This is a genomic window from Leptospiraceae bacterium, from assembly GCA_025059995.1.
Lineage (GTDB): Bacteria > Spirochaetota > Leptospiria > Leptospirales > Leptonemataceae > SKYB61.
The window spans coordinates 400,189-420,000 of record JANXCF010000003.1 but is presented as its reverse complement, the minus strand read 5'-3'; the positions used below and the strand labels follow the sequence as shown (position 1 = coordinate 420,000).

The following is a 19,812-nucleotide window of genomic DNA, read 5'->3' as shown; positions in this document are numbered from 1 at the left end:
GGGATAACAGGCTGATCGGTCCCAAGAGTTCATATCGACGGACCGGTTTGGCACCTCGATGTCGGCTCGTCGCATCCTGGGGCTGGAGTAGGTCCCAAGGGTTTGGCTGTTCGCCAATTAAAGCGGCACGTGAGCTGGGTTCAGAACGTCGTGAGACAGTTCGGTCCCTATCCGCTGCGGGCGTAGGAGATTTGAGGGGAGCTGTCCCTAGTACGAGAGGACCGGGATGGACGGACCTCTGGTGCACCAGCTGTTCTGCCAAGAGCACCGCTGGGTAGCCATGTCCGGACGGGATAACCGCTGAAAGCATCTAAGCGGGAAGCCCACCCCAAGATAAGATCTCCCATCCGGGTAACCGGACTAAAGGCGCCTCGAAGACTACGAGGTTGATAGGTCTCAGGTGTAAGCGCAGCAATGCGTTTAGCCGAGAGATACTAATATGCCGTGAGGCTTGACCATATTACCCCAGGTTGGTAAACCCAACTTGGTCAAAAAAACCCCGCTTCGTGCGGGGTTTTTTATTTTATGGAGAAGATGCTAAGTTATTAGGCTTTTAACCATCCTTGATAGTAAGCTCTTCCAACATCATTAATTTTCCAGATACCCCATGGTGACGTTATAATATAAATAACCCTTGATCCTTAAAGTAATCCTACACCATTTTGCTGGGTTTTTCCAACGAATTTCATGTGATGATAGTTCTTCTTTATCGTGATTGTTCAAGGTATTTCATTTTCTTTTCGACTTTCTCCAAAACATCATTTATCTTTCTGCTGCCACCCAACTCAATCAAACTTTCTAAGAATTTTAAATTTTTCCTCAGGAGTTCTAAGTCCTTTCTTTAATCTTTTTCCAATTTGAAAGATTCATCTAATTGTGGACGAAATTTCTCAGTCCATTCATCTTTGAAATTTTCCAACTTTTCTTTGAGTTCTAAAGTGGAATTAATAGCTTTAATTATATCTAGTGTTAGCTCATATCTCTTATCACACAAATAATTTTTAGTTTTTTCTAATACCTCTCCAATAAGTAATTCCAAATCTTCGATCAAATCCTCAAAGTCGAAGTTGTCTGAATCATTTTTTTAATTAATTTCTAAAAAAAATTTTGTAAGTTTAATTACGAAATTACATAAAGAATTTAATTTTTTCTTTTTTTTAAAAGAAAATTTTCATACTAAAAGAGAGTCAGCTTCATTTGGATACCCAAACATGAACTTATTTGCTTAGCACTTTCCAAAGTGATTTGACATTCAGTTTTTATCTCAAATTTTGAGTTTTAATTCTTTTTATTCTAACACAATTTTCCAACAGGAGACTTTATGAAAATCCATGAATACCAAGCAAAAGAAATCCTAAGAAGGTATGGAGTGAAGGTTCAAGATGGTCGGGTTGTAGAGAAAAGAGAAGATATAGGTTCCGCTTATGACTCTTTAGGTGGTGTTGTAGCCATCAAAGCACAAATCCATGCAGGAGGGAGAGGAAAAGGAATCGTTTACGATGGAGAGGATCCAAAAACATCCAATAAAGTTTTAGAAGGCGGTGTCAAGATCGCTAAATCAAGGGAAGAAGCCATTGAATACGGTTCAAAAATCTTAGGCAACTACTTGGTGACTCATCAAACAGGTGGCAAAGGGAAACAGGTCCTCAAGATATATTTAGAAAAAGGAACCCAAATTGCTCGAGAGTTTTACGTAAGTATCTTGCATGATCGCTCCATCAATAAACCCATCATCATGGCATCCTCAGAAGGAGGAATGGAAATCGAAGAAGTAGCAGCGAAATTCCCGGAGAAAATCGTCAAACTTCCGATAGAACCTGCGATTGGTATGATGCCATGGCAAGCCAGAGAAATCCTTTATCGATTGAATGTGCCTGATGAAACCATCAAAACCGGTGTCCCTTTTTTGCTCAACTTGTGGAAAGTCTATGACCAAGAAGATGCGTCTTTAGTGGAAATCAATCCCTTGGTTCTGAGCACAGAAAATGAGCTTGTCGCATTAGATTGTAAATTTAGTTATGATGATAATGCCTTGTTTCGTCATCCGGAAGCCAAACAACTTCGAGACTTAACCGAAGAAGACCCTTTGGAAATCAAAGCAAGCGAATACAACTTAAATTACGTTCGCTTAGATGGTGAGGTTGGATGTATGGTGAATGGAGCTGGTTTGGCAATGGCAACCATGGATTTGATTAAACATGCTGGTTCTTTCCCCGCAAACTTTTTGGACGTGGGTGGAGGTGCGAATCCCACTACAGTGGCAAATGGCTTTCGGATCATCCTGAGTGATCCTAACGTAAAAGCCATTTTTATTAATATCTTTGGTGGGATTGTTCAGTGTGATCGGGTTGCGAATGGAATTGTGCAAGCAGCAAGAGAAGTTCAAATCCAAGTTCCTCTTGTTGTTCGTCTGAAGGGAACCAATGCGGATCTCGCTGCAAAGATTTTAGCAGAATCACAACTTCCCATAATTGTGGCTGATGAAATGGAAGATGCCGCTCAAAAAATTCGCGAAGTATTAAAAAAACACTAAAAGGAGTTTCCCATGGCAGTATTGGTTGATAAAAATACTCGTTTACTTGTTCAAGGTATCACTGGTAAAGAAGGAAGTTTTCATACCCAACAAATGATTGAGTATGGAACAAACGTAGTTGCAGGAGTAACTCCTGGGAAGGGTGGACAAAAAAGTGAACATGGTGTTCCAATTTTTAACACTGTTCGTGAAGCCGTGGAAAAAGAAGGAGTCAATGCCACAGTGATTTTTGTTCCCGCACCTTTTGCTGCTGATGCCATTTTAGAAGCCATTGGAGCAGAAATCCCATTGATTGTTTGTATCACGGAGGGCATTCCAGTCCGAGACATGGCAAGAGTATATACGGTTCTTCAAAATTCCAAATCAAGATTGATTGGTCCTAACTGTCCGGGGGTTATTAGTCCCGGCAAAGCCAAGATAGGTATCATGCCCGGTTTCATCCACAAAGAGGGAACCATCGGGGTGGTTTCTCGCTCAGGAACCTTGACTTATGAAACAGTGGCACAACTTACAGCTCTGGGTCTAGGACAAAGCACATGCATTGGGATCGGCGGAGATCCTGTAATTGGAACCAAACACAAAGAAGCCGTCAAGCTTTTGAACGAGGACCCCGAAACCGAAGGCATCATCATCATAGGAGAAATTGGAGGAACTGACGAAGAAGATGCCGCTGAGTGGATTAAGGATAATGTGAAAAAACCAGTTGTTGGATTCATAGCTGGTCAAACAGCTCCTCCGGGAAGACGAATGGGACATGCGGGTGCCATCATCACCGGAGGGAAAGGAACAGCTCAAAGCAAGATGGAAGCTATGAGAAAAGCAGGTATTGTGGTAGTCGAAAACCCAGCTTATATTGGACGAACCATGAAAGAAGTTCTTGGCAGATAAAATAGGCGGTCCAAAGACCGTCTATTTTACTCATACTTATCTAATTTTTTTTGTAATACTTCGAAAGCTTTTTTGTTATCGTTAGATTTTAGAAATAAAATAGATTCACCTCCATTCGAAGGAGACTCCGTAGCATAAACGTATTCAATATTGAGATTTTCATTAGCCAAGATTTCAGCTACATACTCCAAAGAACCAGGTCCTTTTTTTAGAGGAACTTCAATTACTTCGCTTTCTAATACAGGAACACCTGCTTCCCCCAAAAGATGGATGGCTTTTTTAGGATCACTTACTACCATACGGATGATGGCGTATTCAATATGATCCACAACACTTATACCAGTGATGTTGATGTTTTCATCCGATAGTGAGCCACAAATATTCGCTAATACCCCAGGTTTATTAGAAGCGATGATGGTTAACTGCGGAACAATTTTCATAACTCTCTCCTTAAAAATTTTTCAATCAGAGTAAGCAGAGATCACCAATGTGTAAATCATTATTTTGTTCTGGTTTTTTTGAAAAAAAATGATTAGCGTTTTGAGAACTGTGTGCTTCTTCGAGCTTTGTGTTTTCCGTATTTTTTCCTTTCCACCATCCGTGGATCCCTTGTTAGCATTTTGTGTTGTTTCAAAACTTTTCTCAACTCAGGATATTTGGCTTCTATAGCACGAGCAATTCCCAGTCGTATTGCACCTGCTTGTCCGTCAATCCCCCCTCCCTTTACGTTCACATAAACATCAAACTGGTTTCGTAAATTTGTGATTTCTAAAGGTTCAATGGCATGTTTCTGCAGACGTAAAATAGGAAGGTATTCTTCCAATGTTCGTTTGTTAACGATGACTTTTCCATTGCCTTCTTTAAGTCGGACCCTTGCAACGGAGGTTTTTCTTCTACCTACAAAAATCACTCTTTGCTTCTTTTTTTCTGTGGTTTGGGTTGTAGTTTGATTTTCCATGAGTGTATCCTACATTTTTTTGTAATTGATCGTGATAAGTTCGGGTTTTTGAGCTATGTGTGGATGATTTGGACCTGAGTAAATTTTTAAGTGTTTGAGGAGTTTTCTTCCTCTTCTACCATCGGGAAGCATTCTTTTTACGGCTAACTCTAATACTTCAGTTGGGTTTTTTTGAATTTTTTCTCGGAAAGTAGCTTTTTTCAAACCACCTGGATAACCACTATATCGATAGTAAATCTTATCCGTTTCTTTTTTCCCTGTTACTTTGACTTTATCAGCATTAATAACAACAACATAATCTCCTACGTCTTGATGGGGAGAAAAATCAACTCGGTATTTTCCTTGAAGTCTATGAACAATGAATGAAGCTAATCTACCTAAAGTTTGATTTGTCGCATCAATCAAAACCCACTTTTTCTTAATTTCCTGATTTTTCGCAAAGGGAGTCTTTTGCGATGGCAAAAGATGACTACTCATTTTTACTCCTTTATGATAGAAACCAAAAATTATTTCTTCAATAGTTCATCAATGAATTTTTCTAGTTTTTGTCTATTCAGCTTTAAGGTTTGGAGTTCTTCCAAGACTTTTTTTAATTCATTTTGTATTTCTTGTTTTTGTGTCAATTGATCCTTGTGATCCTTGGGTTGTGTGTTTAAGTTTTCTAATATTTCATTGAGTATTGTTTCTTGTTTTGCTTGAAGTTGTTTTATGCGATTGATCTTTTTTTGGATGGTATGAATGTCATTTTGCAAGTCTTGATATTCATTAGTTAACTGTTTGATCTTATTTTGATAATTTTTTTGGGTTTGACTTAATTTTATTTTCAATTCTTTGAAGGTTTTTCTTTTTTCATTTATATCACGGAAAAGCTGATCCTTTTCTTTTTCTAATTGTTTTATTTGATTTAGTATTTTTTGGTATTTATTAAGTATTGAATTAGAGCTTTTTGAAGGTTTTTCTTCCACGTGTATAATAAATTTGATTTCTTATAAACGTAAACTTCTTTATAGAATAATTTAAAATAAAAAAGCTGAGGTGTTAAAACCCCAGCTTTAAATCGAGGAGGTTCAAAATTAAGCAAGGTAGCGGTATCTCCATCTCCTTGCACCGTAAAATACAGCAATCGGTGCAGAAAACATATGGAATAAGTATGTATATGGAAAGATCATGATCATAGTAGCACCCAAGATTGAGTGAATGTAAACAATACCATGAACGATCTCGAGTCTTGCCAATATCTCGGTCCAGATGATGGCATAAACTAAAGCTGTTAGTGCCAAATGGGAGAACTTAAATCGACCTTTTCTACGAACTCCACGTGCTGCAGGATCAATATCTTTCGTAATTGCGCCACTCAAACCAAAGATATGAACAACCATAAGGAGAGTATTTCCAACAAAAGCACTAATCACTATGATCCATGTGAAATACACAAAGAACTCAGCAAAAGGACCGAATAAGAATTTAGCTTGTAGCCATTCTCCATTTCCAAAAATAATGGCAAAGATATTACTTAAAGAATAATTATAGGATTCAGCGGCATGAGTAGATACATCAGGAATTGGGTTTCCATTGAAGATGTGGTAGAGAAGTATCACTAATGAAATTCCATAACCCGTTGTTACTGTGATAATCCCAATGTGGTATAATATCGCACCAATAGCAAAGATGGGATTTCCTCGAGAAGCTCTTGTTGTTGGAGATTTAAAGAATAAGATCACGGATTCTATAATCCCACGGGGTTCAATTTTATCAGCTATGTTATTACGATATGGTCTGATCACAGAGGGATTTGTGAATGCCTTATGAAAGTGTAAATACAATTTATATAATAAACCCATACCGCTGATTAATAAAGCAATCAATGCGTAGCTATCTAAAAATTTTATTAAACCTTCCATTTTTGTCCTCCTATTGAATTAGTTTTTTGATGCAAGAACTTCTTTTTCGATTTTTTCAAAATACTTCCAGAAGCCAGGATTCTCTCTTGCATAGTTTTTCACATTCGCATCCTCTTTGAGCTTTGCTAACATTTGAGGAAACTCTGGGCTTCTAATTAATAGTTCCATCATTCCTGACAAACTATGCTTAATTCTTTCCTCTTGTGTCATGTTTTTAAATACTGCTGGAATGCGAACTCGGTCTTCCTCACCACGTTTTTTAAGGGCTTTCATCATTGCATCGTAGACGATTTCGAATAGCATCCTTGCTTTTCGGTTTTCTGGTGTAGCTAATCCGTAGACTTCAGTTGTATCTTTTAGATTCAAATAGCAGACAGCACAAGGTGTTGTTACTAAGTCAGCACCGGTATTTTTGATTTGTTCTGCCTTTAGGCGAGAAATCTTTCTTCTTTTTTCTGTGTTCTCAGGTAGTCTCATTCCACCAGCACCACCATTGCAGCAGTAGTTGTTTTCACGGTTAGGAGTCATTTCTCGGAAGTCTTTTACTACTTTTGGTAAGAATCTTCGGTATTCATCGCCACGTCCTGAAAGTCTTGTCACATAGCAAGGATCATGGAAAGTCACTGACTCATCGATTTGCTCCACTGGTAATTTTCCTTCATCGATAGCTTGTTCAATGATGGTATCAATGGAGATGATGGGTAATTTAAAAGGTCTTCCTAAGGTTTTTTCCGCTTCGACATACATGGTTCGCACATCGCAACCACATTCTGCAACTACTACATATTTAGCATTCGCTTCTAAAGCTGCTTGTTCCCATTCCTCAAGCATTGTTTTTGAAAGCTCATGATGAACAACAATATGATCAATTTCAGTTCCTGTATCTACTACTTTAGAAGAAACTGTGTAGCTTACTCCAGCGGCATTGAGAATTTTGATCAATTTCACACCATACTCAGGAATACGAGTATTACCAGCAGATGGGCATACAAAGAAATAATCAACATTTTTTACATCAACAGGAACTTCTACTCCTTCGTAGCCTAAGAATAATCCTGGTCTTGCAAAGACATATTCTCTTGTAAGTCCAAAAGAGTGTCTATATTTAATTGTATTTTCGTAGATACTTTTCAATGTTGGGTTTTCAAATGCTAATCCCGACTCAGTATAAGCAGCCCTCATTGCTCGATACAGTGCACGGTTTGAAATATTCATTGGACAAGCCAATGTGCATCTTCCACAAACGGTGCATTCCCAATAAATATGCATATGTTTGCGAAGATCGTCAACGGTTGGGGATTCAATCAAACCCAAGGAACCCAAGAATTTACCCATTGGAGTTTTGTATCGCTTCCAGACTTTTCTAATGAAGTCTGCGCGAACCTTAGGATGCATGTCCATTTCCCCAGTCTCCAAATACCAGGCACAAGCCTCACCGCATTGGTTACATTCAACGCAGCCATATATGTTAAGGCTTATATCTTCTCCTGTAAGCCAGTGGTCCAATGTATCCACAAACTTTTGTAAAATTTGTTTTTCATTTTTTTCTTGTTCTTGGATTTGTGTCGACATACTCTTCCTCCATTGAATACTTTAAATACCTTTAGTAGGTATTGGTATAATTTAAGATTTTTTAAGTTTAAATTTTGTCAATCAAATTTGAACTCTTTATTTGTATTTTTTGATAAACATTAAGAAATTTTTTACTAAACATTCATATAGTTTTTTGATTGCAAATTATTAGGGAAAAGTAATTTTATATTTATGAAAAATCACAAATTAAAAATTTTAAACAATGTATTTCTGTTTATAAATGAAAATAAAAAAAGTTTGAATTCATATGAGATTAAATATTTGATGGAATTTATAAAATCTATTGATAAAAATTTTTTGATAAATCATACTCAATTTGCGTGGTTAGAATGTTTCTTTCTTTTTAGTTATGAGAAAGTAAAAAGACAGATCAAGTTTGAGCCAAAAATTTTACAGGCTTTTCGAGAGATTTCTTCTTATCCTGTTGATATTAATAGGAGTTCTGTGGAGCAGCTGGCAAAAATTCCCGGTGTTTCACTTTCTCAAGCCCTTATCTTAGAGCGGATCCGAAAAATCCGAGACTTGGATTTTATTGACATAAAAAAAGTTGGTGGCAACTTGAGTATTGCAAGGCACTTTATTTCTTCTCATGGAAGAATTCTTAATTGCATTGCTTTGAACCATTATTACAAAATCAAAGATTCTCAGTATGAGTTGTTTTAGAAAAAATTGATTACCTATCAATACATGAAAATTTTTTGGTTATGTGCTTGCTGTGAGAGTGATACCCTGTCTCGATATCAAAGACGGTCGGGTAGTAAAAGGAGTGAATTTTTTAAATTTAGTAGATGCGGGTGATCCTGTTGAGAATGCTACTTTCTATGCGGATCAGGGAGCTGATGAAATTACATTTTTAGACATCACAGCAAGTGTAGAAAAAAGAAAGATTGTTCGACATCTCGTAGAACAAATCGCTGAGCATATCTTCATTCCTTTTTCTGTGGGGGGTGGGATTCGCAACGTAGATGATGTGGAAAATATCTTGATGGGTGGTGCTGATAAGGTTTCAATCAATACAGCAGCATTCCTCAATCCTAATTTGTTATACGAGTCAGCGAAAATCTTTGGTAGTCAATGTGTGATTTGTGCCATCGATGCGAAGTGGAATCCCGAAATGAATGATTACGAAGTTTACCTCAATGGAGGCAGAACACCTACGGGAGCTTCTGCCATCGAATGGGCGAAAAAAGCCGAAGAACATGGTGCTGGTGAAATTTTATTAACCAGTATGGATGCCGATGGAACTCAAAATGGATATGATATTTCTCTTTTAAGAAAAGTAGTGGAAGTTACAACCATTCCTGTGATAGCCTCTGGAGGTGCAGGAAAACTCCATCATTTTGTTGATGCTGTTTTACAAGGAAAGGCTAGTGCTGTCTTGGCTGCCTCCATTTTTCATTTTCGCACCTTTACAATAAAAGAAGTAAAAGAAGAAATGAGAAAACACCAAATTCCGGTTCGTTTGTAAAGGAGTATTATATGGAATTTGTATATGAATTAGAAGAATTCTTAATCAAAAGAAAAAAAGAACTACCTCAGGGTTCTTATACGGCAAGGCTATTTCAAGAAGGAGAAGATGTGATCTTGAAGAAAATCATCGAAGAAGCTGGAGAGGTTTTATTAGCCGTAAAATCAGGTGACAAAAAAGAAATCATCCACGAGGTTGCGGACTTATGGTTTCATTTGTTGGTGATCTTAGTAGAAAAAGATATTTTGATTGATGATGTGATTAATGAACTTAAAAGAAGACACAGGCAAAAATAATATGGTAACTCAAAAAATAAAGATAATCAATACAACAAGAGAACGAGAATTTTTCGACATAAAGATTGGAGCTCATCACCCATTTTTTTTGATTGCTGGTCCTTGTGTGATTGAAACTAAAGACGTTTTAGCAAGAGTTGCCGAGAAATTAAAAACCATCACGGAAAAATTGGGGATTTTTTATGTTTTCAAATCCAGCTTTGATAAAGCTAATCGAACATCCATCACAAGCAAAAGAGGACCCGGCTTAGAAGAAGGTTTGAAAATTTTGCAATGGATCAAAACAGAGTTTCAACTTCCAGTTTTGACGGATGTGCACGAAACCCATCAAGTTCCCATTGTAGCAGAAGTGGTGGATGTTTTGCAAGTGCCGGCTTTTTTGTCTAGACAAACGGATTTGATCGTCGAGTGTGCAAAAACCCAAAAATGGGTAAATGTCAAAAAAGGGCAGTTTCTGGCACCATGGGATGTTTCTTCCATCAAAGAAAAATTTTATAGCACGGGGAATCAAAAAATGCTCATCACTGAAAGAGGCGTATCCTTTGGTTATAACAATCTAGTATTTGATCCTCGCTCAATTCCCATCATGCAAGGTTTTGATTTGCCTGTTGTATTTGATGGAACGCACAGCACCCAACAGCCAGGAGGTTTTGGAACCCAAAGTGGAGGGAATCGAGAGATGATTCCTTATTTACTGAAAGCAGCCGTATCGATTGGGATTGAAGGGATCTTCATGGAAATCCATCCTGATCCCCAAAACGCATGGTCCGACTCAGCAACACAGTTTCCTTTGGATCAAGCAGAAGAACTCTTAAAGCATCTCTATGACCTCGATCGACTCGTAAAAACTCAAGCACCCCAATGAAAATTCCAGTGAAATTATGAAATTTGTTTTTCTTTTTTTGTTTTATCTTTTTTTTTACTGTAGGAACTCGCATCCCGTTTTGAAAGAACAAACAAGAGAACCTTTTGCCAATGTTCGTATCTACCAATTTGAGCGAATTGAATACAAAGGTTTTGGTCAAAAAAAATGGAAACTAAATGCCAAGGAAGCTTATCTTTACCAAGACGAAAAAGAAGCAAAAGATCAAAAAATCGTTTTATACGAGTTTGAGTTCCTTCAGTTTTTACCACATCCAGCAGAAGCAAGATCAGAACGAGCAGTCTTGGATTATACGAAAAATTATTTATTGATCGAAGGAAATGCTTTCTATAGAGATCACGAAATCCAGATCGAAGGAAGTTTTCTCGAATATCATTTCGAAAAAGAACACTTAGAGTCAAACCAAGAAGTCAAAATCAAAAGAAAGAATTTAGAAACTATATGCCAAGGGGGCATGCTCTACGACAAAAAACAAGAACTTCAGATTTGTAGGAAACCAAGAGGTTTTTATCTTCAATGAAGGTTTATTTTATTTTTTTGTTGGTTTTTGTGTCGTGGAGTTTAGGTTCTTGTAGGATGCTTCCAGAGCTCCAATGGAAAAAAAATGACTATTCTTATGCTCCTTTGAGTTTTGATACTCTTGATGAAAGAGATCCCAGAAATTGGATACAAAAAAAAGAACCCACCAAGAAACGAAAACTTGTGATCACAAATTATTATGCTGAGGAACTGATACGAAGAAAAATCCAATGGAAAGGCAAAGAAGATTATGAACTTCAATTAAAAGGCAATGCCACTATCCAGCACGAAAAAGCCATCATCCAAGCACCCATCATCACAATCGATCCCGATCAAAATGCAGTGATTGAAGGAAGATTGGTGGTATCCGAAAAAGAACAAGGCATATACTTATATGCTTCGAAAGGTGTTTATAACCGAAATGAAGAGTACGTGAGTATTTCTCAATCTCCCTACTTAGAGCTAAAAAGTGGAAAAGAAACCATCAAAGTTGCCACAAAAGAAATCTATCGAAATTTTGCAGAAAAGACAATCCGATTCAAAGAATATGTATATTTTTATGGGGATGATTGGGTGTTATTTAGTGGAGAAGGAGTTTATTATGATGATCAGAAAACATTTTTTATTCGGGAAAAGCCAGTGTTGATTTCTGAAGATTTTTATTTTACTTCGGATGAGATTCGTTTTTTGAGCGAAGAACAAAAAATCATTATTGATAAAAATCCTTTTGGTCTTACGAAATTAGAAACTCCTCAAACAGAAAAAAAACCAAACGAAAAAAATCAAAAACAAGAAAACTCAGAAGAAGAAAAAGAAATCATGCTCATTCAGGCAGATGCCATTGAGTATTTTTTAAAGTCAAAAGAAAATCAACCACAAGGAATCATTCAAGGAAACGTACGAATGGTTTCTAAAACCAAGTCTTTGTTGGGTGAAGAATTTCTTTTATACGGAAGAAACATCCAGAGGATCGAGTCCCAAAAAAGAGTTTTGATCGAAGACAAAAAAGAACGTTTTTCTTTAGAAGCAAACTATATGCTTTATGATTTGGAAAAGAAACTCTTGATGCTTCGAAATAAACCCAAACTAATTCGCTACGAAGAAGACATGAAAACCATCAAAGATGAATTACATGCTCAAGAGATAGAATACGACATCGAAAAAAAACGTCTTGTTGCCAAAGGGAACGTTCACTTTAAACGAAAAGAAGAAGAGGCTTTTTCGGAGTTTGCTGAGTATCACGAAGAAGAAGAAAAACTCATCATGTTAGGAAATCCCATCTTAAAAAGAAAAGACTCTGAACTTCAATCCAAAGTGATTTATGTATATAAAGATGAAATCAAGTTTGAAAGGGAATTAAAAATAAAGATTGATTGAACTATGGGGATTGAAAACGAAAAAATCTTACGAATGGAAAAATTAGTGAAAATTTATCATCGAAGAAAAGTGGTCGATGAAGTCTCTTTCTTTATTCAACAAAGAGAGATTGTAGGACTTCTTGGTCCCAATGGTGCCGGAAAAACCACTACCTTTTATATGGTGGTTGGGTTGATCAAACCTGACTCGGGACGTGTTTATATCAACGAACAAGATATAACAGACCTTCCCATGTATAAAAGAGCTCGAGAAGGCATTGGCTATTTAGCGCAGGAACCATCAATCTTTAGAAAACTTACAGTTCGGGAAAACATTGAAGCTGTATTAGAAATGTGGACGAAGGATCGAAACTACATCAAAAAGAAAACGGATGAACTCATTGAAGAACTTCACCTCGAGAAGGTTCAGAATCAAAAAGGTTATACTTTATCAGGGGGAGAAAGACGAAGATGTGAGATTGCACGAGCTCTTTCGACCAATCCAAATTTTATTTTGTTGGATGAACCCTTTGCTGGTGTAGATCCCCTTGCTGTAAAGGATATTCAAAATTTGATTTTTCATCTCAAGGAGCGGGGTTTAGGTATTCTTATCACAGATCATAATGTGCGAGAAACCCTAAAAATCACCGATCGATCATATATCCTCTATGCGGGGCAAATCCTGAAATCAGGAAAGCCTCAAGAATTGATCAATGACCCTCAAATCAAAGCCATATATTTAGGAGAGGATTTTACTTTATGAGTCTTCGACAAAGATTAGAACAAAAACAAATCCAAAAATTAATCTTAACCCAAACCCTCAAACAATCCATTGAACTTTTACTATACTCTCAAGAGGAACTTTTACAGAGATTAGAAGAAGAAGCAAAAACCAACCCATTTCTAAAAGTAAAAAAAAGAAACTACATCCCGAGGTTTTTTGATAGCTTTATCGATTACGAAGCGACGGAAAAAAAATACAAAGCCATTGAGAATATAGCCGCAAAAGGAGTTTCTTTGTATTCTCATTTGCTTTCTCAACTCAACGAACTCAAACTCTCAGAAAAAGAAGAAGAAGCTGCAAGGATTTTGATTACCTCATTAGATAAAAATGGATTTTTGACGATTAATCCTGAATCGATTTTATCACACTTAGGGCTAAATTCAGAAGAGATACTCCAACTTCGAAAGAAAATTGCTTCTTTGGATCCTGTAGGTTGTGGAGCTCTTGATTTTTTTGAATCGATGATTTTCCAATTGGAACAAAGAAATGTTCCAGAGGCAAAAGAAGCGATCTATTTACTTCAAAATTTCAGAGCTGAAATAGAAAACCAAGACTTCAATACCATCAAACAAAAAACAGGTTATAGTGATGAAAAATTAAAGGCAATTTTTTCCCTTCTGAGGACATTAAATCCTTTCCCTGGAAGAGAATATAGTAATGACGAAACCATTTACATTGAACCCGATGTATATGTGTTTACTGAGCCGATTTTTGAGGATGGAAAGGTGATTGATTATAAATTGGATGTGGTTCTGAACGAGAAGGTTCACCAAAACATAGAACTACAAAAAGAATACTATAAACAACTCCAAAAAGACCCCCAGATCGACAAATCAAAAAAAGAAGAGTTAAGAAAGAAATTCCATCAAGCACAATTTTTGATGTATGCGATCGAACAACGAAATCAGACTTTACTAAAAGTTGCCCAATCCATCGTGGAACACCAAAAAGAATTCATTTTAACAGGAAGTAATCTTCGACCTTTAAAATTAAAAGATATTGCAGAAAAACTGAATATCCATGAATCGACTGTGTCTCGTGTTACAACGAATAAATACATTTATACGAAACAAGGGGTCTTCGAACTAAAATCGTTCTTTAAGAGAGGGCTAAAGCAACTTCATCGCGATCATCCCATCAGCGTCGATAAAGTAAAAGAGTATATAAAAGAAATCATACAAAATGAAGATAAACAAATCCCACTTAAAGACAAAGAAATTGCCGAGCTACTTCTTCGAAAAGGGATAAGAATTGCCCGAAGAACCGTCACAAAATACCGAAAAGAATTAAATCTTCCTCCAGCGAATCAAAGAGTGAAAATCTAATTATCTAACCACATTACTTTCGGGGAAATTACTTAAATTGACTCCATTGATGACTTTTTTAAAACCATGTCTTTCTAAAATGGATTTTGCAATGCCAGACCTTCTTCCACTTCTACAATAGAGAATGATGGGTTTATCTTTGTATTTTGATAGCTCATTGATTTTTGTTTCTATCACATCATAGGGAATATTCAGAGAGCCTTTGTAATGAGCGACTTGATATTCCTCGGGGGTTCTTACATCAATCACAATAGCCCCAAGTTGGAGGAGTTTTTGAATTTCGGTTTTTAAATTTGTATCTATGTTTTGTGAAAACAAAGAAGTAGCGAAAAAAATAATAAGTAGTCTTAAAAATTGGTTTGTTTTCATGTTCTCTTAATCTTAATGAAAAATATATAGTCAAGTGAATTTGTATTTGCATTATAGGTATTAAGGATTTAATCGAAAATAGTTAAAAAAGAGCTATGCGTTTGAATTTGAGATTGTCCTATTTTATTGTTTCAGTGGGTGTTGTAAGTGCGATTGTTGTCTTTATCTTGTTATATGTGAGTATAGTTCATATTTTTGAGAACTTTTATCAGGAACAACAAGCTGAATATCTAAGACAAATTTCTTTACGGACCTTTGATTCAATGTATCAAATCATGAGTCGAGGTTGGACCAAAGAAGAGCTCATCAATTTTTTACATAACCTTAAGCAAAAAAATCTAACCTCGAAAGAAAAAATTTTTATTTATCGTTCATCCTTGGTAGATGAGCAATTTGGAACAATCTCCTTTGATTTCGGACCATCCAAAGAAAGAGAAGAACTCATTAAAAGTGTATTAAAAGAAAAAAACGAAGTCATCAAAAACAATGACGACACTTTTTATTTTGCCAAACCCTTAAAAGCTGAAGCCACTTGTTTACAATGCCATAGAGTAAAGCCTGATGACGTATTAGGAATTGTAATTGTTGAGAATGATGTCTCAGAGAAATTAAATGAATTTAAAAATCAAATGAATCAGACTTTCTTTTATCTTTTATCTATTCCTGTTATAGGTTCTTTGTTTGTTTCGTTGTTGATTGTTTATTTCATTCAAAGGGGGATTCAGAACTTAAAAAGAATTGCTAAAGACATACGTACTCTTTCAGACGTTCCAACAAAAAAACTCGTATCCTTGAATCTTTTTTTCGTAGAGCTGAATTTACTCAAAAATGAGTTTATCAGGATTTTAAATAAAATTCGGTCAATTTCAATTGATAGAGAGATTTTAATAACGGAAATGCAGATCTTAGAAAAGTTCATTATTACCTCCGATGCGATAAAGGATTGGGTTGATTATGTAAAAAAGATTTTGGTGAATATAAGTTCGATTATCAATTTTTATTTTTTCTACGTAGTCTTTAAGGAATCAGAAACACACCTTATAGTGTATGTATTTCATAAATTTAACTTCATGCAACCTGATGATGAAGTAAAAAAAGAAATAGAAAAAAATATAAAATTGCAAATTGCAAATAAATCTACGATCTTTAACGAACAAATGAAAATCTTTTTTTCTTATGAAGAATTACCCTATCAAAAAAGAATAGAAATAAAGGATTTAAAACTTTCAGATTTAGTGACAATCACGAAATCTCTATTGATTGATCGACCTTTGGTGGGTGGTATTGTTGGGATTGGAATTGATCTATCTTTCCAAGAAGATGAAATCAAAAAGTTAGCTGTTGAAAGCTTACTTGCTACCATGATCAATATCATTGGTTCTATTAAAGCCATCAATATCTATACAAAAGAATTAGAGTATTATGCCACAAGAGATCCATTAACGGAACTTTATAATCAAAGGGTTTTTTGGGATCTTTTGAACTACGAAGTAGAAAGAGCCAAACGCCATAACTATCCTTTCGGATTGCTAATGATTGATGTTGATAATTTTAAGTATGTTAATGATACTTATGGACATGAAGTAGGAGATAAAGTATTAAAAGAATTGGCGAAGTTGATACGAGAAACATTTCGTAAAGAAGATATCGTAGCTCGTTATGGTGGCGATGAATTTGTGGTAATTTTACCTTATGTTAGTAAGGATTTTTTGGAATCTATTATGAAGAGATTTTATGATAGATTAAGTAAATTTGCTTATCCTGTTGGAACTATCGGGTCCCAAGAAACAATCACACTACAAGTATCAATTGGAATTTCGATTTTTCCTGATAATGGCTATACAGCAAAAGAATTATTTATTATAGCTGACGAAATCATGTTCAAAGCTAAAGAAGAAGGAAAGAACCGATATAAGTTTTTAACCACTTCTATTTCAGACGATGTACAAACTAGAAGAAGACATATTACAAAGATACTATTTCATACTGTTAAACATCAAAAACAAAACGTTTTTCCCGTATTTCAACCCATCGTGGACAAAAATAGTAGGAAAGTCATAGGCTATGAAGTCTTAATGAGATTGCAAGATGAAGGGCAAATTTATACTGCCAATCAATTCATTCCCATTGCAGAGAACTTAGGGCTTATTTATGAATTGGATTTGATTTTGTTAGAACAGATAGCAAAGAAGTATTTATCTTTACCCTATGAATTCTTTTTAAATATTTCCCCGAAATCATTATTGGTGCCAGAATACTTACAGACGATAAAAGAGATCATTCGTCCTTATGATGCATCAAAAATCGTTTTCGAAATCACAGAACGAGAAGCTATCAAAGATTTAGACAAACTTCGTGAGTTTATCACAGAATTAAAAAGATTCAAAGTTCGCTTTGCTATTGATGATTTTGGAAGTGGTTTTTCCAGCTATCTCTATATCAAAGAAATTCCTTTAGATTTTATCAAGATCGAAGGAAACTTTATTCGAACCATGGTTAATAATGATGTTGACAAAGTTTTTATTGAAAGCGTAATTAAAATGTCGAAGATTTTGAATATCAAAACCATAGCAGAATATGTAGAGAACTCTTCTATTTATGAAGCGGTAAATCGACTTGACATTGATTATTTGCAAGGCAACTACATTGGTGAAACTAAAATTAATCTAATCTAACAATTGTATTTCGTAGGTGATTTCAGCAGTCTTTCTTAGCATTTCCGAAACACCGCAATATTGTTCTTGGGATAGTTTTACAGCTTTTTCTAATTTTTCTTTGTCAACGCCTTTGGCTATGTATTTGAGTCGTATTTTTTTAAAGACTTTAGGGTGAGTGTCGGTTTGTTCTGCTTCTGCTTCAACGGAAAAGTATTCGGGTAAAGAACGCATTTTTTTCAAAATGGCGATCACATCCATAGCAGTGCAACCACAAAGTCCGCTTAATACCATTTCCTTGGGGGCTTGTCCTTTGTTTTCTCCACCTGCTTCGGGTCGAGCATCCAATTTGACTTTTATCCCGCGAGTTTCGGATTCCATTTCCATGTTTTGTATCCAAGTGAGTTTCGCTTTGAGGGGTTCCATAATTTTACGGATTTTTTCGTTGTTCGTAATTTTCTATAACTTTTTTGAAGTTTCCTATGTCTTTGTAGTATGTGGTTTTATAGACTAATTTTTGATTTTTATCTATGATGGCAAAGAAGGGTAAACCAATTTGGAGTTCTTCATAGCCCTTTTGCTGAGCAAAATACTCAAAAATCGGGTCAGTATCGTAGATTTTCAAAACAATCGCTTTTTGTAAGAGTGTGTTTAAATTTTCATCATCTTCCATCATCTTAGCGAATTCCACACAATTGGTGCACCAATCAGCATAAAAATCAATAAAAATCAATTTATCTTGTTTTTGAGCTTCATTTAAAGCCTCTTGGAGACTCCGATAAATAGTTAGATTTTTTTTGTATTCGTATTTGCCATAGTTTTGCTGATAAAGAGTTTCTATCGAGGCATGAGGAGTGCTTTTGATTTTTTCTCCGTATATTTGCACAGAAAAAAACAAGAAAACCCCAATAAAAATAAGAGAAGTATAAACATAGAGTTTACGAAGCTGGAAGATGTCTTTTATGATGTTTTTCATAAATAGATATAACAAAGCACTACCAATGGTGATGATGAGCAAAAGAAGATATGTGAAAGTTTCTTCGATCTTGAAGACCAAAAGTCCTTTTTGGATTTGATATAACGCTAAAAGAAATATCACAACGAAGAAAAACTTTTTCGTAAGTTCCATCCAAGAGCCTGATTTGGGAAGTTTCGCCCCCAATATCCCAGAAAGAAAAAAGGGAAGACCAAGCCCAGCACCATAAGAAGTGGTTGTGAGAATCCCAAAGAGTAATGAGGTTAGATCTTTTTCTAGTTGTGATGATGTTTGAACCACAAACAAAAGTACACTTACTAAAGCAGGTGAAACACAGGCCGAAGCAGCAAGCCCCGAAAAAATCCCCATCAAAAACGTGAAGAAAAGAGAGTTATAAGATTTCGTTTTTTCTTCGAATTTTCGAAAAAATCTTGGTTCTAATTGCACAAAATCGATGATGGCATAGCTCAAATACAAAAACAAAAGCCCCATTCCTAATACTACCCATCCATTCTGGAGTATCTTTGATAGGATTAAGCCTGTGGTTGCAGACAAAATCCCCAACGAAAGGTAAATAAACAAAGATCCAAGCCAATACACGAAAGGATGGGTCCAAACATACTTTGCTTTTCTTTTTTGGAGAAAACCAATGGTAATGGGAATCAAGGGATAATAGCAAGGAAACAAGGAACTTAAAACTCCAGCAACAAAAAAAACACTCACCGTAAAAACCGGCTGATGTATGGAAACTTGTATGTTTTGAAAAAACGAATCAAGCCAATCCATAATTATAATGCAACGGGATAAATTTTAGGACGATAACAAATTCCAGTAACTTCGTTACAGATTTGTATTTTGATGTAAACTTTCTGCCCCTTGATGTTTTCGGATACCCCTTCAGGTAATTCAAATAGAAATTCACCCTGTCCTCTTAGGACTGTAGCTTCGTATTCTTTGTCATAAACTCCGAGAGGTTTGGCTATCATCCTGGGTTCTTTCGGAAGGATTTGATTTTGGATCATGTCTTTCCAGTCGAATTGAATGGGAATCAAAGAATTCTCTTTTCCGGAGTCCAAATAGGCATGGTGATCTTTAGGAATTTCTATGGAAAATTTGATTTGGTTTTGAGAGGTTTGCACTATGATTTTTGGCTCAGGGATTCCTGTAGGTTTGGTTTCTTCTTTGGGTTTACACGCTTGAATAAAAAATGCGAACAGAAAAAGCAAAATCGAAGTCAGATCTTTTCTCATAAGTTCACCCTCTTGCCTTATTTTCATAAAATAGAAAGACAAACTTCTACGTCAATTGTT

At 35.8% G+C, this 19,812-nt stretch carries 23 protein-coding genes and 1 rRNA gene (1 of these 24 only partly in view); 12 read left to right on the top strand and 12 right to left on the bottom strand.

The annotated features are described in order from the left end of the window. Window positions 1-459: ribosomal RNA gene (locus NZ853_06550) — 23S ribosomal RNA — on the top strand; it begins 2,509 nt to the left of the window's first position. A 129-nt stretch (window positions 460-588) separates the two neighbouring features. Here NZ853_06550 and NZ853_06545 read toward each other — a convergent pair. Both NZ853_06545 and NZ853_06540 read right to left on the bottom strand, forming a co-directional pair. After that, on the bottom strand, window positions 589-723 hold the full coding sequence (locus NZ853_06545) for a hypothetical protein (protein MCS7205339.1): 135 nt from the start codon (window positions 721-723) through the stop codon (window positions 589-591). A 118-nt stretch (window positions 724-841) separates the two neighbouring features. Continuing rightward, complete coding sequence (locus NZ853_06540) at window positions 842-1,039, bottom strand: hypothetical protein (GenBank protein ID MCS7205338.1); 198 nt, start codon at window positions 1,037-1,039, stop codon at window positions 842-844. Window positions 1,040-1,321: 282 nt separating this feature from the next. Between NZ853_06540 and sucC the strand changes: the two genes are divergently transcribed. Together sucC and sucD are read left to right on the top strand one after the other, a co-directional pair. Next, window positions 1,322-2,533, top strand: a complete 1,212-nt coding sequence (sucC, locus tag NZ853_06535; GenBank protein MCS7205337.1) for an ADP-forming succinate--CoA ligase subunit beta — start codon at window positions 1,322-1,324, stop codon at window positions 2,531-2,533. Between the two features lie 12 nt (window positions 2,534-2,545). Further along, entirely contained in the window at window positions 2,546-3,421 is an 876-nt protein-coding gene (gene sucD / locus NZ853_06530; GenBank protein MCS7205336.1) for a succinate--CoA ligase subunit alpha, read from the top strand. Window positions 3,422-3,447: 26 nt separating this feature from the next. Here sucD and NZ853_06525 read toward each other — a convergent pair whose 3' ends face one another. From NZ853_06525 to NZ853_06500, 6 genes are all read right to left on the bottom strand, one after another. Next, a complete protein-coding gene (locus NZ853_06525; GenBank protein ID MCS7205335.1) occupies window positions 3,448-3,861 on the bottom strand; it encodes an ACT domain-containing protein in 414 nt (137 codons plus the stop codon). Window positions 3,862-3,953: 92 nt separating this feature from the next. After that, window positions 3,954-4,379, bottom strand: coding sequence for a 30S ribosomal protein S9 (gene rpsI / locus NZ853_06520; protein ID MCS7205334.1), 426 nt, complete (start codon window positions 4,377-4,379; stop codon window positions 3,954-3,956). A 9-nt stretch (window positions 4,380-4,388) separates the two neighbouring features. Continuing rightward, window positions 4,389-4,856, bottom strand: a complete 468-nt coding sequence (gene rplM / locus NZ853_06515; GenBank protein ID MCS7205333.1) for a 50S ribosomal protein L13 — start codon at window positions 4,854-4,856, stop codon at window positions 4,389-4,391. Between the two features lie 29 nt (window positions 4,857-4,885). Beyond that, complete coding sequence (locus tag NZ853_06510) at window positions 4,886-5,344, bottom strand: hypothetical protein (GenBank protein MCS7205332.1); 459 nt, start codon at window positions 5,342-5,344, stop codon at window positions 4,886-4,888. A 108-nt stretch (window positions 5,345-5,452) separates the two neighbouring features. Beyond that, entirely contained in the window at window positions 5,453-6,280 is an 828-nt protein-coding gene (locus tag NZ853_06505) for a hypothetical protein (protein ID MCS7205331.1), read from the bottom strand. 18 nt (window positions 6,281-6,298) lie between these two features. Continuing rightward, complete coding sequence (locus tag NZ853_06500; protein ID MCS7205330.1) at window positions 6,299-7,852, bottom strand: (Fe-S)-binding protein; 1,554 nt, start codon at window positions 7,850-7,852, stop codon at window positions 6,299-6,301. A 285-nt stretch (window positions 7,853-8,137) separates the two neighbouring features. Between NZ853_06500 and NZ853_06495 the strand changes: the two genes are divergently transcribed. Genes NZ853_06495 through rpoN form a run of 8 tightly spaced genes read left to right on the top strand, consistent with a single transcriptional unit; the run spans window position 8,138 to window position 14,503 of the window. Beyond that, window positions 8,138-8,536, top strand: coding sequence for a hypothetical protein (locus tag NZ853_06495; protein MCS7205329.1), 399 nt, complete (start codon window positions 8,138-8,140; stop codon window positions 8,534-8,536). A 43-nt stretch (window positions 8,537-8,579) separates the two neighbouring features. Continuing rightward, a complete protein-coding gene (hisF, locus tag NZ853_06490) occupies window positions 8,580-9,341 on the top strand; it encodes an imidazole glycerol phosphate synthase subunit HisF (GenBank protein ID MCS7205328.1) in 762 nt (253 codons plus the stop codon). 11 nt (window positions 9,342-9,352) lie between these two features. Next, window positions 9,353-9,637: a phosphoribosyl-ATP diphosphatase gene (locus NZ853_06485; protein MCS7205327.1), complete on the top strand. Its 285-nt coding sequence runs from the start codon at window positions 9,353-9,355 to the stop codon at window positions 9,635-9,637. 1 nt (window position 9,638) lies between these two features. After that, on the top strand, window positions 9,639-10,502 hold the full coding sequence (gene kdsA / locus NZ853_06480) for a 3-deoxy-8-phosphooctulonate synthase (GenBank protein ID MCS7205326.1): 864 nt from the start codon (window positions 9,639-9,641) through the stop codon (window positions 10,500-10,502). Between the two features lie 16 nt (window positions 10,503-10,518). After that, entirely contained in the window at window positions 10,519-11,040 is a 522-nt protein-coding gene (lptC, locus tag NZ853_06475; GenBank protein ID MCS7205325.1) for an LPS export ABC transporter periplasmic protein LptC, read from the top strand. Continuing rightward, entirely contained in the window at window positions 11,037-12,416 is a 1,380-nt protein-coding gene (locus tag NZ853_06470; protein MCS7205324.1) for an LptA/OstA family protein, read from the top strand. Before lptC ends, NZ853_06470 begins: the two co-directional genes overlap by 4 nt. Window positions 12,417-12,449: 33 nt before the next feature. Beyond that, window positions 12,450-13,157, top strand: a complete 708-nt coding sequence (gene lptB / locus NZ853_06465; GenBank protein MCS7205323.1) for an LPS export ABC transporter ATP-binding protein — start codon at window positions 12,450-12,452, stop codon at window positions 13,155-13,157. Then, the gene (rpoN, locus tag NZ853_06460) at window positions 13,154-14,503 is read left to right on the top strand and encodes an RNA polymerase factor sigma-54 (protein ID MCS7205322.1); all 1,350 of its coding nucleotides are present in this window, start codon (window positions 13,154-13,156) and stop codon (window positions 14,501-14,503) included. Before lptB ends, rpoN begins: the two co-directional genes overlap by 4 nt. On the opposite strand, the gene NZ853_06455 is transcribed toward rpoN, so the two are convergent. Next, a complete protein-coding gene (locus tag NZ853_06455; protein MCS7205321.1) occupies window positions 14,504-14,872 on the bottom strand; it encodes a rhodanese-like domain-containing protein in 369 nt (122 codons plus the stop codon). A 113-nt stretch (window positions 14,873-14,985) separates the two neighbouring features. On the opposite strand from NZ853_06455, the gene NZ853_06450 reads away from it, so the two are divergent. After that, a complete protein-coding gene (locus tag NZ853_06450) occupies window positions 14,986-17,547 on the top strand; it encodes an EAL domain-containing protein (protein ID MCS7205320.1) in 2,562 nt (853 codons plus the stop codon). On the opposite strand, the gene NZ853_06445 is transcribed toward NZ853_06450, so the two are convergent. The 3 genes from NZ853_06445 to NZ853_06435 are packed head-to-tail and all read right to left on the bottom strand — an operon-like array spanning window position 17,539 to window position 19,752. Then, window positions 17,539-17,952 carry an OsmC family protein gene (locus tag NZ853_06445; GenBank protein ID MCS7205319.1) on the bottom strand — a complete coding sequence of 138 codons (414 nt, stop codon included), beginning with the start codon at window positions 17,950-17,952 and terminating at the stop codon, window positions 17,539-17,541. The genes NZ853_06450 and NZ853_06445 overlap by 9 nt on opposite strands. A 4-nt stretch (window positions 17,953-17,956) precedes the next feature. Then, window positions 17,957-19,288, bottom strand: coding sequence for a thioredoxin family protein (locus tag NZ853_06440; GenBank protein ID MCS7205318.1), 1,332 nt, complete (start codon window positions 19,286-19,288; stop codon window positions 17,957-17,959). Between the two features lie 2 nt (window positions 19,289-19,290). Further along, window positions 19,291-19,752 (bottom strand): protein-disulfide reductase DsbD family protein, encoded by a 462-nt coding sequence (locus tag NZ853_06435; protein MCS7205317.1) that lies wholly within the window; start codon window positions 19,750-19,752, stop codon window positions 19,291-19,293. Window positions 19,753-19,812: the final 60 nt, after the last annotated feature.